13 protein-coding genes and 2 pseudogenes are annotated in these 15,497 nt (G+C 63.8%); 9 read left to right on the top strand and 6 right to left on the bottom strand.

What is annotated here, in order from left to right:
• Positions 1-2: 2 nt before the first annotated feature.
• A complete protein-coding gene (gene eno / locus H5J25_RS08580) occupies positions 3-1,283 on the bottom strand; it encodes a phosphopyruvate hydratase (protein ID WP_202095674.1) in 1,281 nt (426 codons plus the stop codon).
• 235 nt (positions 1,284-1,518) lie between these two features.
• On the opposite strand from eno, the gene H5J25_RS08575 reads away from it, so the two are divergent.
• The 5 genes from H5J25_RS08575 (at position 1,519) to H5J25_RS08555 (ending at position 3,519) form a co-directional block, all read left to right on the top strand.
• Complete coding sequence (locus tag H5J25_RS08575) at positions 1,519-1,998, top strand: hypothetical protein (protein WP_202095673.1); 480 nt, start codon at positions 1,519-1,521, stop codon at positions 1,996-1,998.
• A gap of 24 nt (positions 1,999-2,022) precedes the next feature.
• Positions 2,023-2,364, top strand: a complete 342-nt coding sequence (locus H5J25_RS08570; RefSeq protein WP_202095670.1) for a phage holin family protein — start codon at positions 2,023-2,025, stop codon at positions 2,362-2,364.
• On the top strand, positions 2,361-2,726 hold the full coding sequence (locus H5J25_RS08565) for a DUF3618 domain-containing protein (RefSeq protein WP_202095668.1): 366 nt from the start codon (positions 2,361-2,363) through the stop codon (positions 2,724-2,726). Before H5J25_RS08570 ends, H5J25_RS08565 begins: the two co-directional genes overlap by 4 nt.
• Positions 2,723-3,229, top strand: a complete 507-nt coding sequence (locus H5J25_RS08560; protein ID WP_202095666.1) for a hypothetical protein — start codon at positions 2,723-2,725, stop codon at positions 3,227-3,229. Before H5J25_RS08565 ends, H5J25_RS08560 begins: the two co-directional genes overlap by 4 nt.
• Before the next feature lie 62 nt (positions 3,230-3,291).
• Complete coding sequence (locus H5J25_RS08555) at positions 3,292-3,519, top strand: DUF4170 domain-containing protein (RefSeq protein WP_202095664.1); 228 nt, start codon at positions 3,292-3,294, stop codon at positions 3,517-3,519.
• Between the two features lie 304 nt (positions 3,520-3,823).
• On the opposite strand, the gene H5J25_RS08550 is transcribed toward H5J25_RS08555, so the two are convergent.
• The 5 genes and pseudogenes from H5J25_RS08550 to carA all read right to left on the bottom strand — a co-directional run bounded on the left by H5J25_RS08550 (position 3,824) and on the right by carA (position 10,018).
• Positions 3,824-4,462 carry a rhomboid family intramembrane serine protease gene (locus H5J25_RS08550; RefSeq protein WP_202095662.1) on the bottom strand — a complete coding sequence of 213 codons (639 nt, stop codon included), beginning with the start codon at positions 4,460-4,462 and terminating at the stop codon, positions 3,824-3,826.
• 14 nt (positions 4,463-4,476) lie between these two features.
• Positions 4,477-4,953 carry a transcription elongation factor GreA gene (greA, locus tag H5J25_RS08545; protein WP_202095660.1) on the bottom strand — a complete coding sequence of 159 codons (477 nt, stop codon included), beginning with the start codon at positions 4,951-4,953 and terminating at the stop codon, positions 4,477-4,479.
• A gap of 78 nt (positions 4,954-5,031) precedes the next feature.
• Positions 5,032-8,363: pseudogene (carB, locus tag H5J25_RS08540) on the bottom strand (carbamoyl-phosphate synthase large subunit).
• The gene (locus H5J25_RS08535; protein WP_202095658.1) at positions 8,363-8,752 is read right to left on the bottom strand and encodes a ribonuclease E inhibitor RraB; all 390 of its coding nucleotides are present in this window, start codon (positions 8,750-8,752) and stop codon (positions 8,363-8,365) included. Before H5J25_RS08535 ends, carB begins: the two are co-directional and overlap by 1 nt.
• Positions 8,749-10,018 (bottom strand): annotated as a pseudogene (gene carA / locus H5J25_RS08530) (glutamine-hydrolyzing carbamoyl-phosphate synthase small subunit). Before carA ends, H5J25_RS08535 begins: the two are co-directional and overlap by 4 nt.
• Before the next feature lie 141 nt (positions 10,019-10,159).
• Between carA and H5J25_RS08525 the strand changes: the two are divergent.
• The 4 genes from H5J25_RS08525 (at position 10,160) to rpoD (ending at position 15,325) form a co-directional block, all read left to right on the top strand.
• Positions 10,160-10,612, top strand: a complete 453-nt coding sequence (locus H5J25_RS08525) for a GatB/YqeY domain-containing protein (RefSeq protein WP_202095655.1) — start codon at positions 10,160-10,162, stop codon at positions 10,610-10,612.
• 326 nt (positions 10,613-10,938) lie between these two features.
• Entirely contained in the window at positions 10,939-11,391 is a 453-nt protein-coding gene (locus tag H5J25_RS08520; protein ID WP_202095654.1) for a GIY-YIG nuclease family protein, read from the top strand.
• Positions 11,388-13,298, top strand: coding sequence for a DNA primase (gene dnaG / locus H5J25_RS08515; RefSeq protein ID WP_202095653.1), 1,911 nt, complete (start codon positions 11,388-11,390; stop codon positions 13,296-13,298). The genes H5J25_RS08520 and dnaG overlap by 4 nt, the downstream gene beginning before the upstream one ends.
• Positions 13,298-15,325, top strand: a complete 2,028-nt coding sequence (gene rpoD / locus H5J25_RS08510) for an RNA polymerase sigma factor RpoD (protein WP_202095652.1) — start codon at positions 13,298-13,300, stop codon at positions 15,323-15,325. The genes dnaG and rpoD overlap by 1 nt, the downstream gene beginning before the upstream one ends.
• The last annotated feature ends 172 nt before the right edge of the window (positions 15,326-15,497 follow it).

Here is a 15,497-nt window from a genome sequence, read left to right as displayed (position 1 = left end):
CCTCACCGCCCGCGCAGCACGCTCCGCCCGGCATAGATCGCCGCATCGCCTAGTTCTTCCTCGATCCGGATCAGCTGGTTGTACTTCGCCAACCGGTCGCTGCGCGCGAGCGAGCCCGTCTTGATCTGTCCGCAATTCGTCGCGACCGCCAGATCGGCAATCGTCAGATCCTCGGTCTCGCCCGACCGGTGCGACATCACCGCGGTATAGCTTGCGCGATTGGCCATCGACACCGCTTCCAGCGTCTCGGTCAGGCTGCCGATCTGGTTGACCTTGACCAGGATCGAGTTCGCGATCTTCTCGTCGATGCCGCGCTTCAACCGCTTCGGGTTGGTCACGAACAGATCGTCTCCGACTAGCTGAACGTTGTCGCCTACCAGATCGGTCAGCGCCTTCCAGCCGGCCCAGTCGTCCTCCGCCATGCCGTCCTCGATCGAGAAGATCGGATAACGCCGCGTCAGATCCGCCAGATACTCCGCCATCTCGCCGCTCGACAGGATCTTGCCCTCGCCCGAGATATTGTACTTTCCGTCCTTGAAGAACTCGGTGGCCGCGCAATCCAGTGCGACCATCACGTCGTCGCCCGGCGTGTACCCCGCCTTCTCGATCGACGACATGATGAAGTCGAGTGCATCCGCCGTGCTGGCGATGTTCGGCGCGAAGCCGCCCTCGTCGCCGACCGACGTCGCCAGACCCTTGTCGTGCAGCCCCTTCTTCAGCGTGTGGAAAATCTCCGATCCGCAGCGCACCGCGTCGAACAGCGTGTCGGCACCGACCGGCACGATCATGAATTCCTGGAAATCGATCGGGTTGTCGGCATGCTCGCCACCGTTGATGATGTTCATCATCGGCACTGGCAGCACATGCGCCGACACGCCGCCGACATAGCGATACAGCGGCAGCCCACGCGCATCCGCCGCCGCCTTCGCGACCGCCAGGCTGACGCCCAGGATCGCATTCGCGCCCAACCGGCCTTTATTCTCGGTGCCGTCCAGCTCGATCATCGCGCGATCGATATCGCTCTGGTCCTCGGCGTCCATGTCGACGACCTCTTCGGCGATCTCGCCATTGACCGCATCGACCGCGCCCTGCACGCCCTTGCCGCCCCATTTCGACGCGTCGCCGTCGCGACGCTCGACCGCTTCATGCGCGCCGGTCGACGCACCCGACGGAACCGCCGCGCGGCCGAAGCTCCCGTCCTCCAGCATCACGTCCACTTCTACGGTCGGGTTGCCGCGGCTGTCGATGATCTGGCGGGCATGCAGGTCGATGATTGCGGTCACGGAACGATCCTTCTAATCACGGAAGAGCGAATGATGGGGCGAGCCTCTATCGCCTAATCTACGATGCGGCAATTCGCCGTCCTGTCGATGGAACCGTAAAGGTCGCTGACCGGTTACGGTCGAGCATTTGAAAAGGTTCGCAATGGCCGAAGACGCCGTGATTTCTCCCGACGCCGCATCCGAAACGGATCGGCCAGCGTCCACACCGGAAACGAACATAAAGAAAGGCCCTGCCATGGAAACCGATACGACTGAAAACACCGAAATCCCGTCGGCGAACCCCACGGCGGCCGAATCCCCCGCACCGGAAAAGCCCAGCGGCCCGGCGCAGATGCTGAAGGACGGCGCATCGCAGCTAACCAAGGAAGCCGGCAACAAGGCGCGAACCTATGTCGAGGACGGCAAGGCCCGCGCGGGCGGCGCGCTGGATGAGCTCGCCAAGCTGATGACCGATGCCGCCGGTACGGTGGATGAGAAGGTCGGCGAGCAATACGGCCAATACGCGCGCAACGCGGCGGATGCGGTCACTGGCTTTTCGGAATCGCTCAAGGCCAAGAATGTCGACGAGCTGATCGGCGACGCGACGGACTTCGTGAAGAAGAGCCCGGCGATCGCGATCGGAACCGCTGCAGCCGTCGGCTTCGTGTTGGTCCGCCTGCTGCAGTCGGGCCTGACCGCCGATACGACCGCCCCGCAGAACGACACGAACGCCTGAGCGTGCGATACGGGGGGTATAGACGTGGACCAACCTCCGTCTGAGAGAATCGGCGAGCTGCTCGGGCGGCTCGTCGAAGACGCCCGCGAAACCGCCAAGGCGGAAGTCGGGTTGTACAAGGCGCAGGCGCTGAACTTCGTCGGCGAGGCAAAGCTTGTCGGCGTTTATGGCGTCGTCGCGCTTCTGCTCGTCAATGCCGCCGTGATTTCGCTGTTCGTCGGCCTGCTGCTGATCGTCCAGCAGCAGCTTGGCCCGATCTGGGCGACGATCATCGTCGTTTTCGGAACCCTGGCCGTCGCCGGCCTGTTCGGCTGGCTAGCGCTCCGGCACGTCCGGCGTCTGTCCGCTAAGGGTCCGGTCAAATGAGCGACATCGCCGCCACCCCGCTTGCGATTGCGCAGGCTCGCTCGACGGCGGCCCGCGCGCGCCTGTCGGATACAATGTCCCAGCTTCAGGCCCGCCTAAACCCACGCATGCTCGCGCAGGACGCCGCCACCGGCCTGGTGGAAAAGGGCAAGAGCGTCGCCGCCGAAGGCATGGAGACGGCCCGGCAGAACCCTGCCGCCGTCGCCGGCGGTGCCGCCGCACTCGGCCTCGTCCTCGCCCGCCGGCCGCTGACCCGTCTGCTGCAGCGACTGTTGCAGTCGGGCGATGATGCAACCGCCGACACACTGACGAGTTTGAAACCCGAACGGCGTCCCACCGCCGAAGAAAGGACCGAACAATGAACGATACCGCCGCTCCGAAGTCGCCCGCCCACGGCGCCCAGTCCGCGCAGACGCAGACGCAGACCAGCGCCAAGCCTAAGTCGACCGTCGACAAGACCCGCGCTGCCGCCAACAAGGCGCTCGACAAGACCTTGGATAGCGCCCGCGACGCGGCCGATCGCACCGCCAAGGCGATCGACGCCAACCCCCTGCCCGCTTTGTTCGGCGGTCTCGCGATCGGCGCGGTTGCCGGCGCGTTGCTGCCCCGCAGCCAGCGCGAGGTTCAGTTGCTCGCCCCCGTTGGCAAGCGGATCAAGGAAACCACGGGTGGCGCTGTGCAGGCCGCGCGCGACACCGGGCTTCAGGAATTGGGCGCGATCGGCCTGTCGCGCACGGCGTTGCATGGATCGGCCGGTAAGCTCGCTGGCGATATCCTGAAGGCACTTGCCACCGCAGGCACTGCGGCGATCCTAGCATCCAAGGAAAACGGCAAAACTGCTGCACCTGCGAACAAGGCGGACTAGCCCCCGGCCCCCGGTGACGCTAAGGCGTACGCGACTTCTGCTTCCCCGGGGGATACACTATCATGAGCAAACTCCATCTCGTCTTCGGTGGCCGCGTCAGCGATCCTCAGACGCTCGACTTCGACGATCTGGGCTCGATCGACGTCGTGGGCATGTTCCCCGATTATAAAAGCGCGGAGAAAGCCTGGCGCGCCGCCGCGCAGCGCACCGTGGACGATGCGGAAATGAAGTACGTCGTCGTCCATCTCCACCGCCTCGTTCAGCCCGACTTGATGGCGAAGCCCGACTAAGAATAGTTGGCAGGTTTTCCCCTGCGCGACGGCTCAAGTCAGTTAGCCCTGCTCCTGTCGAGATCTCTGCGGCGTGTCACACGCCATTAGACAAGCGCGGGGCCGACCACTTAAAGGCGTCGTGCAGGCGCAATCGCGAGACGATCCCCCCGCCCCCCACGTTACACCCCGTTCGTCCTGAGACTGTCGAAGGGCACACCCCAAGGCGCGACCATCTATTTCGACCGAATTGCGCTAAACGAGCCCCGGCCGCCCAACGCCACCTGCCTAGACCGCGGCATATCGCGAACCCGGCAGGGCCCGGTCAAGCCCGGCGGTATTGCCACCGCAACAATGGCTGGGCCAGCAGCGTACCCGCGAGCAAAGCCCCGATCGGCTCTACGAACGTCACCGACAGTTCGAAACTCTGCATGATCAGCGCGAACACCGCCTGTATCGCAAACCAGATGCCGGCAAGCATCGCGATCCGCACCGCGCGGCTCTGGCCCGCCCCGATCGGCAGCGCCGCCGGCAGACCGTACAGCATGAAATACGCGCCGATCAGCGCGAACACCGCCGGATCGAGGCCGGCACCCGGCATCACCGATCCCGGCGTCAGGATCAGTCGGGCCAGCGCGCTGCCGTAGATTCCGGCAAGGATCAGCACGATTAGGCCCGCCGGGCGCAGCGCCTTCTCCACGAAACGGCCGGTGATCAAGAACAGGACAAGGTTGAACGCCGCCGACAATACGTCACGCGGTATGAACGCCGACGCCAGCGGCGAAAGCCACGCGCGCAGCGGATCGCCGTCCCATCCGCCGCCGAGGAAATCCTGTGGGATGAAACCGAAGCGGATCGCGGCCATGTCGGCACCGATCACCGCCATGATCATAACGCCGGCGAATACCGCAAAGGCGACGATCGCGTCGGTGACGCGACCGCGCGGAAGATCGATGCCGCCCAATATCCCGGCCCGGCTTAGATGAATTCGATCTTGGACACCGAATACCAGCGATCGCCCGCGGGAACCGTGACCTCGACTTCCTCGTCCACCTTCCGACCGATCAGCGCACGGCCAAGCAGGGAATTGTACGAGATGCGGCCACCCTTGGCATCCGCCTCGGTCTGGCCAACGATCTGGTAAGTCGCGGGCTTGTCGTCCTCGTCGAGCAACGTCACCGTGGCACCGAACACCACCTTGTCGCCGGACAGTTCCTTGGGATCGATCACCTGCGCACGGGACAATTTGTCCTCGATATCGCTGATCGACGCTTCGATCTGGCCCTGACGCTCCTTGGCGGCATGATATTCCGCGTTTTCCGAAAGGTCGCCGTGCGCGCGAGCCTCCTCGATCGCGTCGACGATGGTCGGGCGCTCCGCTTTCAGCCGTTTCAGATCCGCATTGAGCTTTTCATAGCCCTCTTGCAGCATCGGCATCTTTTCGACGGTCGCCATCCCTTTTCGTCCTTCGTCAATTTCCCCCTGTTGGCCGGCCCGATCGGACCCGCCCGCACGATTATCGAGATAGGGGGATTAAGTGTGCGAGTGCGAATAATAGGATTGCAAAGGCATTACTTCAAGCGCGTGGTTCGCCAGAGCGGTAATAGCCTGCGCCGCCTCGACGCTTGCCGCCGCCGTGGTGAAGTGCGGAATCTTCTGCACCAGCGCCGCCGCACGGATCGGTTGCGAGATCCTTCAGGCTCTGCCAACCCTCCGTCGTGTTGAAGACGAGGTCGATATTCCCATCCTTCATCCGGTCGACGATATGCGGACGACCCTGCGCGACCTTGTTGATCCGCTCGACCGCAACGCCGTTCGCGATCAGGAACGCAGCCGTCCCATCGGTCGCGACGATGTCGAACCCGCAGTCCGCCAGCAACTGTACCGCGGGCAGGATCACCGGCTTGTCGCTCGGCTTGACCGACACGAACACCGTGCCCGATTGCGGCAGAACCGTCCCCGCCCCCAGTTCCGCCTTGTAGAAGGCCACTGGGAAAGATCGATCGATCCCCATCACTTCGCCGGTCGACTTCATTTCCGGTGAGAGGACCGGATCGACGCCGGGGAAGCGGTTGAACGGGAACACCGCTTCCTTCACCGCATAATAATCGATGTGCCGGTCGATCTTTGGCAGGTCGGCTAGCTTCTCGCCCGCCATCACGCGCGCCGCGATCTTGGCGATCGGCGCACCGATCGCCTTGGCGACGAACGGCACCGTCCGGCTGGCGCGCGGATTGACCTCGATGAGATAGACCAGCCCGTCCTTCACAGCGAACTGGATGTTCATCAGCCCGACGACCGACAGCGCATGCGCCAGCGCCACCGTCTGCCGCTCGATCTCGGCGATGATCTCCGGCGACAGCGAATAGGGAGGGATCGAACAGGCGGAATCACCCGAATGCACGCCCGCTTCCTCGATATGCTGCAATACGCCCGCCACGGTCACGTCGGTGCCGTCGCAGATCGCGTCCACATCCACCTCGATCGCATCGCGCAGATATTGGTCGATTAGCACGGGGGAATCCCCGACACCTGCACCGCGGTCTGGATATAGTCATCCAGCTGCTGGAGCGAATCCACGACCTCCATCGCGCGACCGCCCAGCACGTAGCTCGGCCGCATCAGCACCGGATATCCGATCCGATCCGCCGCCGCGACCGCCTCGTCCCGGCTCCGCGCCAGCCCGTTCGCCGGCTGCAACAGCTTAAGCTTCGTCACCAATGCGGAGAAACGCTCGCGATCTTCCGCCAGATCGATCGCATCCGGGCTCGTCCCCAGGATCGGGATCCCCGCCGCCTCCAGCGCCCGCGCGAGGTTCAGCGGAGTCTGCCCGCCGAACTGCACGATCACCCCGGCCAGCGTGCCGTTCGACTGTTCGACATGCAGGATCTCCAGCACGTCCTCCGCGGTCAACGGCTCGAAATACAGCCGGTCCGACGTGTCGTAATCGGTCGACACCGTCTCCGGATTGCAATTGACCATGATCGTCTCATACCCGGCGTCACCCAAAGCGAAGCAGGCGTGGCAGCAGCAATAATCGAACTCGATTCCCTGCCCGATCCGGTTCGGCCCGCCACCCAGGATGACGACCTTGCGCGCCGATGTCGGCTGGCTCTCGTCTTCGGGCTCGCCGAAACTGGGCGCCTCGTAGGTCGAATACATATACGGCGTCTTCGCATCGAATTCCGCCGCGCACGTATCGATCCGCTTGAATACGGGGCGCACGTTCAGGCGATGCCGCAGCGCGCGCACCTCATCTTCGGTAACGCCCCCGGTCATCGCGACGACCGCTTCGTGGATCAGCCCGGATCCGCGCGCGATCCCGCGCTCCATACCACGCAAATTCGCTGACTTTAAAGCAAGATAGGCCAGCTTCTTGTCGCTGAATCCCATCGCCTTCAACCGCCGCATGCCGACCGCCTCGATCGGCAATCCGTGCCTCGAGACTTCATTCTCGGCCGCGATGATCTCTTCGATCCGCTCCAGGAACCACGGATCGAACTTGGCGATCGCGTGGATCTGCGCGACCGTCATCCCCTCTCGCAGCGCCTGCGCGGCGACCAACAGCCGGTCCGGCGTGGCACGGGCCAGCGCCGCCTCGATCTCGGCGCGCGGAGCCCTTCGAGTGCCGCGACCACGTCGAAGCCGCTCAAACCGGTCTCCAGACCACGCAGCGCCTTCTGCATCGATTCGTGGATATTGCGCCCGATCGCCATGACTTCGCCGACGCTCTTCATCGCGGTCGACAGGATCGGTTCGGCGCCCTTGAACTTCTCGAACGCGAAACGCGGGATCTTCGTCACCACATAATCGATCGTCGGTTCGAACGATGCGGGCGTCGCACCGGTAATGTCGTTGGTGATCTCGTCCAGGGTATATCCGACCGCCAGCTTCGCCGCGACCTTCGCGATCGGGAAGCCCGTCGCCTTGGATGCGAGCGCGGACGAACGCGACACGCGCGGATTCATCTCGATCACGATCAGCCGACCGTCCTTCGGATTGACCGCGAACTGGACGTTGGAACCCCCTGTTTCCACGCCAATTTCACGCAACACCGCGATACTCGCGTTGCGCATGATCTGATATTCCTTGTCGGTCAGCGTCAGCGCCGGCGCGACGGTGATGGAATCGCCCGTATGGACGCCCATCGGATCGACATTCTCGATCGAACAGATGATGATGCAATTGTCGTTGCGGTCGCGCACGACCTCCATCTCATATTCTTTCCAGCCGAGCAGCGATTCCTCGATCAGCACCTCGGTGGTCGGCGACGCGTCCAGCCCGGACTTCACGATCGCCTCGAATTCCTCGCGATTATACGCGATGCCGCCGCCCGATCCGCCCATCGTGAAGCTCGGCCGGATGATCGCCGGCAGCCCGGTATGCGCCAGCCCCGCCATTGCCTCGTCCAGCGTGTGCGCGACCATCGACCGCGCGCTTTCCAGCCCGATCCGGTCCATCGCATCGCGGAACTTCTGCCGGTCCTCCGCCTTGTCGATCGCCTCGGCATCCGCGCCGATCATCTGCACGCCGTATTTCTCCAGCGTCCCGTCGTTGAACAAGGCGAGCGCGGTGTTCAGCGCGGTCTGTCCGCCCATCGTCGGCAGCACCGCGTCGGGGCGTTCCTTGGCGATGATCTTGGCGACGATCTCGGGCGTGATCGGTTCGACATAGGTCGCATCGGCCAGTTCGGGATCAGTCATGATCGTGGCCGGGTTCGAATTGACCAATACGATCCGGTACCCTTCCTCGCGCAGCGCCTTGATCGCCTGCGTGCCGGAATAATCGAACTCGCACGCTTGGCCGATGACGATCGGCCCCGCGCCGATGACGAGGATCGAGGAAATGTCGGTACGTTTTGGCATCAATTCCGTCCGTCTTCGCCAGAGCCATCTTCGGCCGAGCCATCCTCGGCAGTGCAGCCCCAGCCGTCATATTCAACGTCGTACAGCAGCTCGATCTGCAGGCACCGAACCGTCAGCGCCTTGATCGACGCATCGTCCGTCGCCTGTTCGCAGCCGAGGAACAGCGACATCTCATTATCTTCATCCGCTTCGCGCTCGATCACCTCGAAGCCGAGCTCGCCGGCGCTTTCCTCCAGCCGGTCCAGCGCCTCGTCCGACCCGCGAAAACTCACATCCACCGCACGCACGATCTCCCGCACGTCGCCATTCTCGCGCAGGCTGGCGAGCACATCCTTGTCCGCCGCCCATTCCTCGGCGAGCCGCTCGGGCGAAACTTCGGGAAGGGTCATGATGCCACCTTCAGGCTGCCGACGAATTTCTCGAACAGATACAGACTGTCCTGCGGCCCCGGGCTCGCCTCGGGGTGATATTGCACCGAAAACGCCGGGCGATCGGTCAGTTCGGATCCGGCGTTCGACCCATCGAACAGCGACACGTGCGTCTCGCGCGCGGTTTCGGGCAGCGTCTCGCTCAGAACCGCGAAACCGTGGTTCATGCTCGTGATCTCGACCACCCCGTCGCTCAGCCGCTTGACCGGATGGTTGGCGCCGCGATGCCCCTGGAACATCTTGCTCGTCTTCGCCCCCACCGCGAGCGCCAGCAACTGGTGGCCAAGGCAGATCCCGAACAAAGGAATGCGCGTTTCGAGCAAAGCACGGATCACCGGCACGGCATAGTCCCCCGTCGCGGCGGGATCGCCCGGGCCGTTGGACAGGAAGATACCGTCGGGCTTCAGCGCCATTACCTGATCGAACGTCGCGGTCGCCGGCAACACGCTGACCTTCGCCCCCCGCCGCGGCTAGGTTGCGATAGATGTTGCGCTTGGCGCCGTAATCGATCGCCACGACATGGGGTTTCGCTTCAGCAGGTTTCTCGACTTCGCTCGAAACGAACGGGGTGTCAGGCATATCGCCCCCGCTCCCAAGTCCGTTCGCTTCGAGCGAAGTCGAGAAGCTGTTCCCGCCATACCCGAACCCCAGCCGCCAGACGCCGCCTTCCCAGCCATAATGCGTCTGCGTCGTCACATCGATCGCCAGGTCCATGCCCTCCAGCCCGGGCCAGGCGCGCGCCTTCGCCAGCAGGTCCGGAATGTCGAACACCCCGTCCGCCGCATACGCGATCACCGCATTGGGCGCGCCGCCGGCACGGATCCGCCGCGTCAGCGCGCGCGTATCGATCCCCGACAGGCCGATCCGCCCGTGCCGCGCCATCCACGCGTCCAGATGCTCGACCGACCGGAAATTGCTCGGCGCGGTCACGTCCTCACGCACGATGATGCCCAGCGCGTGCGGATCGTTCGCCTCGATATCGTCCGGATTGGCGCCGACATTGCCGATATGCGGGAACGTGAAGGTCACCATCTGCCCGGCAAAGGACGGATCGGTCATCACTTCCTGATACCCGGTCATCGCGGTGTGGAAGCAGACCTCGCCCACCGCCTCGCCCGTCGCGCCGAACCCGCGCCCCCACGCCATCTCGCCATTCGCAAGCACCAGCACGCCGGTGGCGCCTTCGGGAGCCTTTACGGGCGCGGCAATGGGTTTGGCGTCGGCCATGCTGGCGGGCACTCCTGATTGGGTAACGATGTCGCTAAGTGGCGGGGGCTAGTCGCGCTTGGCCCTAACGTCAATCTGATAAACCGGGCACCGATCGCTTAAACCCGCTAAGGCACCAGCCGCTTTCAAAAAGGACGATCGATGATTCGGGACGACATCAAGGCAGCACAGATCACCGCGATGAAGGCGGGCGACAAGGAAGCCCGCGCCGCCATCAGCCTGATGCAATCCGCGATCAAGAATCGCGACATCGAGGCACGCACCGGAAAGGCCCCCGACAGCGACGACGCGCTGATCGTCGAGGTGCTGCAGAAGATGATCAAGCAGCGCCGCGAGTCGATCGACATGTTCGTCAAGGGCGGCCGCCAGGAACTCGCCGACAAGGAAGCCGCCGAAGTCGCCGTCATCGAACGGTTCTTGCCCCAACAGATGGACGAAGCCCAGACCCGCGCCGCTATCGACGCGATCAAGGCCGAGATCGGCGCGGAAGGCATGAAGGACATGGGCCGCCTGATGGCCGAACTGAAGGCGCGTCATGCCAGCGAGCTGGACATGAGCAAGGCGAGCGGCCTGGTTAAGGCTGCTCTGAATTAAAAAGGGTTAGCTGACGGTATCTTGGGCATGTCCTTCGACAAGCTCAGGACGAACGGGGGGTATCGGGCAAACCCCGGCCAGTGTTCAGGACCGCCGGTTCCTGCCGCCAATTGACGGACGTCACCGTACATCGGGCAGTTGGACCAGCAGCCTCCCTCCGTTCGTCCTGAGCCTGTCGAAGGACATGCCCCGCGCGAGCTGACCGTGAAAGTACCGCACCACCGTTCGTCCTGAGCTTGTCGAAGGACATGCCCAAAGCACCGCCCCCGCCAAAAGCCCGCCCACGCCCCCTCGACCGAATCGCCACGATCTGTCATCGCGACGACATGACGTTCTGGGCGTACCTTCTGCGCTGCGGCGACGGCAGCTATTATGCGGGGCATTGCGAGGATCTGGGCTACCGGATCGATGCCCATCAATCCGGTCGCGGCTGCGATTATACTGCGCGCCGTCAGCCCATCACGCCGCTATGGTCCCAAGAATTCGAAAGCAGGATTGAAGCGCTGGAAGCAGAACGCCGTATCAAGGGTTGGTCGCGGGCGAAGAAGGAAGCGTTAATAGCGGGCGACTGGATATGCCTTTCGCAATTGGCGGCGTCGCGTGTTGCACGTCCTTCGACAAGCTCAGGACGAACGGAGAAAGGTGGGGGCGTCGGTATCGAGGACGAAAATATAAAATGCGAGGATATCGAAGGCCACGATATCAAACCAACCGTTTGTGCTGAGCCGGTCGAAGCACCAAGACCGACACTTGCCCAACCCCCCGGCCCCATCCCATGACCCTATCCCCCCAATTCCTCGACGAACTCCGCGCCCGCACGCTCCTGTCCGCGCTCATCGGGCAGACCACCAAGCTGCAAAAGGCCGGCCGCGAATATCGTGCCTGTTGCCCGTTCCATAACGAGAAGAGCCCCAGCTTCTACGTCAATGACGACAAGGGCTTCTACCACTGCTTCGGCTGCTCCGCGCATGGCGACGCGATCCGGTGGATGACCGACCAGCGCGGTTTGCCGTTCATGGATGCGGTGAAGGACCTCGCCCAGTCCGCCGGGATGGAGATGCCCGCGATGGACCCGCGCGCCGCCGAAAAGGCGGAGGCGGCGAAGGGCCTGCACGAGGCGTGTGCCGATGCCGCGACATGGTTCACCGATCAGCTGAACGGCATCGCCGGCGCCGACGCCCGCGCGATCCTGGAGAAACGCGGCATCATGCCCGAAACCGCGCGCACGTTCGCGCTCGGCTACGCGCCGGATTCGCGCTCCAAACTCAAGGACGCGCTCAAGACGTACGGGGACCCGCTGCTGATCGAGGCGGGGCTGCTCATCTCGGTCGAGGAAAAGACGCCCTACGATCGCTTCCGCGGCCGGTTGATGATCCCGATCCGCGATCCGCGCGGGCGCACCGTCGCCTTCGGCGGGCGCATCATCGGAGACGGCGAACCAAAATACCTGAACTCGCCCGAAACCCCGCTCTTCGACAAGGGCCGCACGCTCTACAATCTCGATCGCGCAGCTCCCGCCGCGCGCAAATCGGGCCGCGTGCTGGTGGTCGAAGGCTATATGGACGTCATCGCGCTGGCGCAGGCGGGGTTCGAGGAAGCCGTCGCCCCGCTCGGCACCGCGCTGACCGAGGCGCAGCTGGAACGCCTGTGGCGGATGAGCGACGTGCCGATCCTGTGCCTCGACGGCGACAGCGCGGGCCAGAAAGCCGCGATCCGCGCCGCCCACCGCGCGCTGCCGATGCTCGCGCCCGGCCGCAGCCTCGCCTTCGTCACGCTGCCGCAGGGTCAGGATCCCGACGATCTCGTCCGCACCAAGGGCGCGGCGGCGTTCGATGCGCTGTTGAAATCCCCCGATCCGCTCGTCGACAAGCTCTGGGCGCACGAACTCGCGCTCGAACCGCTCGACACGCCGGAACAGAAGGCCGGGTTCAAGCATCGCCTCAACGAACTCGCCGGGTTGATCGCCGACCAGAACGTGAAGCACGAATATATCGCCGAATTCCGCCGCCGCTTCGACGATCTCTACGCCCGCAAGCGCGAACCGTTCCGCCCGTTCCAGCCGCAGCAGCGCACGCAGCGCAAGCCCGGCCAGCCGTGGAAGGCGCCGCCCGGCCCCGTCGGCGAAGGCGCGAAGGGCGTGCGCGCGGGCGGCATCGACCGCATCCTTGCCAAGGCGGTGCTTGCCGGGCTGATCCGCCATCCGGCTGAGATTGCCCGCCATATGGAGGTGCTGGGATCGCTCAAACTGGCCGATGGCGCACTCGGCCGGCTGTTCGAGGCGGTAGTCGATTTGGCACTCGAAGATGCGGATCGCGGCGAGACGCTTGATAGTGATCGCCTTCTCACCATATTGGCGACATCTGGATTTGATATAATCGCGCACGAACTGCTTCGGCCGGACCAGTTGTCGCTATCCTTCACCTTGAGGGATGCGGAGCCGCAAAGGGCGCGCGAGGACCTCGACGAGGCCATCGCGATCCTGGTGTCCCGCCCCGAAGTGGATGCGGCGCTGGCCGATGCGACGGCGGAAATGCAGGCGCGTTACTCGGAAGCCGCGTTCGATTGGGACAAGGCGTACGAGCGACAGGTGGCGCTGGTGAAGGAACAACAGGCGCTCGACGCTCGACTTGCAAATCTGGTGCAGGCGAACGAAGACGCCAGGGCTTTTGGTGCTGAGGGCAATTAATGGCGAAAACGGACATGGCGGAAGCGACCGACATCACTGAAAACGGCGATGCTCCGCTGATCGATCTCAACGATGCGTCGATCAAGAAGGTGATCGCCCGCGCCAAGAAGCGCGGCTACATCACCTACGAACAGCTGAACGAAGCGCTGCCGCAGGGCGAGATGTCGTCCGATCAGATCGAGGATATCTCCTCGGCGCTGAGCGAGATGGGCATAAACATCGTCGAGAATGACGAAGCCGGCGAGGAAGGCGACGAGAAGCCTGCGGACGAGGATGAGGTCGGATCGGTCGACGCATCCGACGACGGATCGCAACAGATCGACGTCAAGAAGAAGGAAGTTGTCGATCGCACCGACGATCCCGTCCGCATGTACCTGCGTGAGATGGGCGCCGTCGAATTGCTCAGCCGCGAGGGCGAGATCGCCATCGCCAAGCGGATCGAGGCCGGTCGCGACACGATGATCCTCGGCCTGTGCGGATCGCCGATCACCTTCAACGCGATCATCGACTGGTCGACCGCGCTCAACGAAGGCACGATGCAGCTGCGCGAGATCATGGATCTCGACGCGATGCTGTCAAAGGATCCCGCCCCCGAATCGCTCACCGACGACGAGGAAGGATCGGGCGAGATCAGCGAGAAGACCGCCGGCCCGTCCTTCAAGGAAGAGGAAGAACCGGAAGAGGCTCCCGCCGACGAGGACGAGGATTCGATGCAGGAGCGGCGCACGCCGCGTCCGTCCGATGACGAGGAGGAGGACAACACCCTCTCGCTCGCGCAGATGGAAGAACAGTTGAAGCCGATCGCGCTCGAACGCTTCGCCAGCATCACCGCGCTCTACAAGAAGTTCAGCAAGATGCAGGGCCAGCGCCTCGACGCGATGGGCGCGGGCGGCGAACTGTCGGCAGCGGACGAACGCAAGTATCAGAAGCTGCGCGAGGAACTCACCGCAGAGGTCGAGAGCGTCCAGTTCCACAATGCGAAGATCGAATATCTCGTCGATCAGCTCTATGCCTATAACCGTCGTCTGACCGCGCTTGGCGGCCAGATGCTGCGCCTTGCCGAGCGCCACAAGGTGCCGCGCAAGGACTTCCTCGATCGCTATATCGGCCACGAACTGGACGAGCAGTGGATCCCGAACCTCGGCAAGCTCGACAAGAAATGGGCGGCATTCGTCGCGGCGGAAACCGATTCCGTCGACCGCATCCGCATGGAGATTTCCGAAATCTCCCAGCAGACCGGCATGGCGCTCCCGGAATTCCGCCGCATCGTCAACATGGTCCAGAAGGGCGAGCGCGAGGCGCGTATCGCCAAGAAGGAAATGGTCGAGGCGAACCTCCGTCTCGTCATCTCGATTGCCAAGAAATACACCAATCGCGGGCTGCAGTTCCTGGATCTCATTCAGGAGGGCAATATCGGCCTGATGAAGGCGGTCGATAAGTTCGAATATCGCCGCGGCTACAAGTTCAGTACCTATGCGACATGGTGGATCCGTCAGGCGATCACGCGCTCGATCGCGGATCAGGCGCGCACGATCCGTATCCCGGTCCATATGATCGAGACGATCAACAAGCTCGTCCGCACCAGCCGCCAGTTCCTGCACGAACAGGGCCGCGAACCGACTCCGGAGGAAATGGCAGAGCGCCTGTCCATGCCGCTGGAAAAGGTCCGCAAGGTGATGAAGATCGCCAAGGAGCCGATCAGCCTCGAAACGCCGATCGGCGACGAGGAAGACAGCCATCTGGGCGACTTCATCGAGGACAAGAACGCGATCATCCCGGTCGATGCCGCGATCCAGGCGAACCTCAAGGAAACCGTCACGCGCGTGCTGGCGTCGCTCACCCCGCGTGAGGAACGCGTGCTGCGCATGCGCTTCGGCATCGGCATGAACACCGATCACACGCTGGAGGAAGTCGGCCAGCAGTTCAGCGTGACCCGCGAACGCATCCGCCAGATCGAGGCAAAAGCGCTCCGCAAGCTCAAGCATCCGAGCCGCTCGCGCAAGATGCGCAGCTTCCTCGACCAGTAAGCCTACCGACCCCCCGCCCCGAAAAGGCGGGGGTTTCGGTATCCGGCGACCTCGCGCCCCCGTCATCCCCGCGCAGGCGGCGATCCATAACCGCGCCGGTCAACGGCTCGCACCCAACCGCGCCGCACGCCAGGCCAGCCACCATCCAGACGAAATTATCACCGCTACGGAC

The sequence above is a fragment of the Sphingomonas aliaeris genome (assembly GCF_016743815.1).
In the GTDB taxonomy this organism is placed as follows: Bacteria; Pseudomonadota; Alphaproteobacteria; order Sphingomonadales; family Sphingomonadaceae; genus Sphingomonas; species Sphingomonas aliaeris.
The sequence above is the reverse complement of the archived record's forward strand: the minus strand, read 5'-3'. Positions and strand labels throughout refer to the sequence as shown.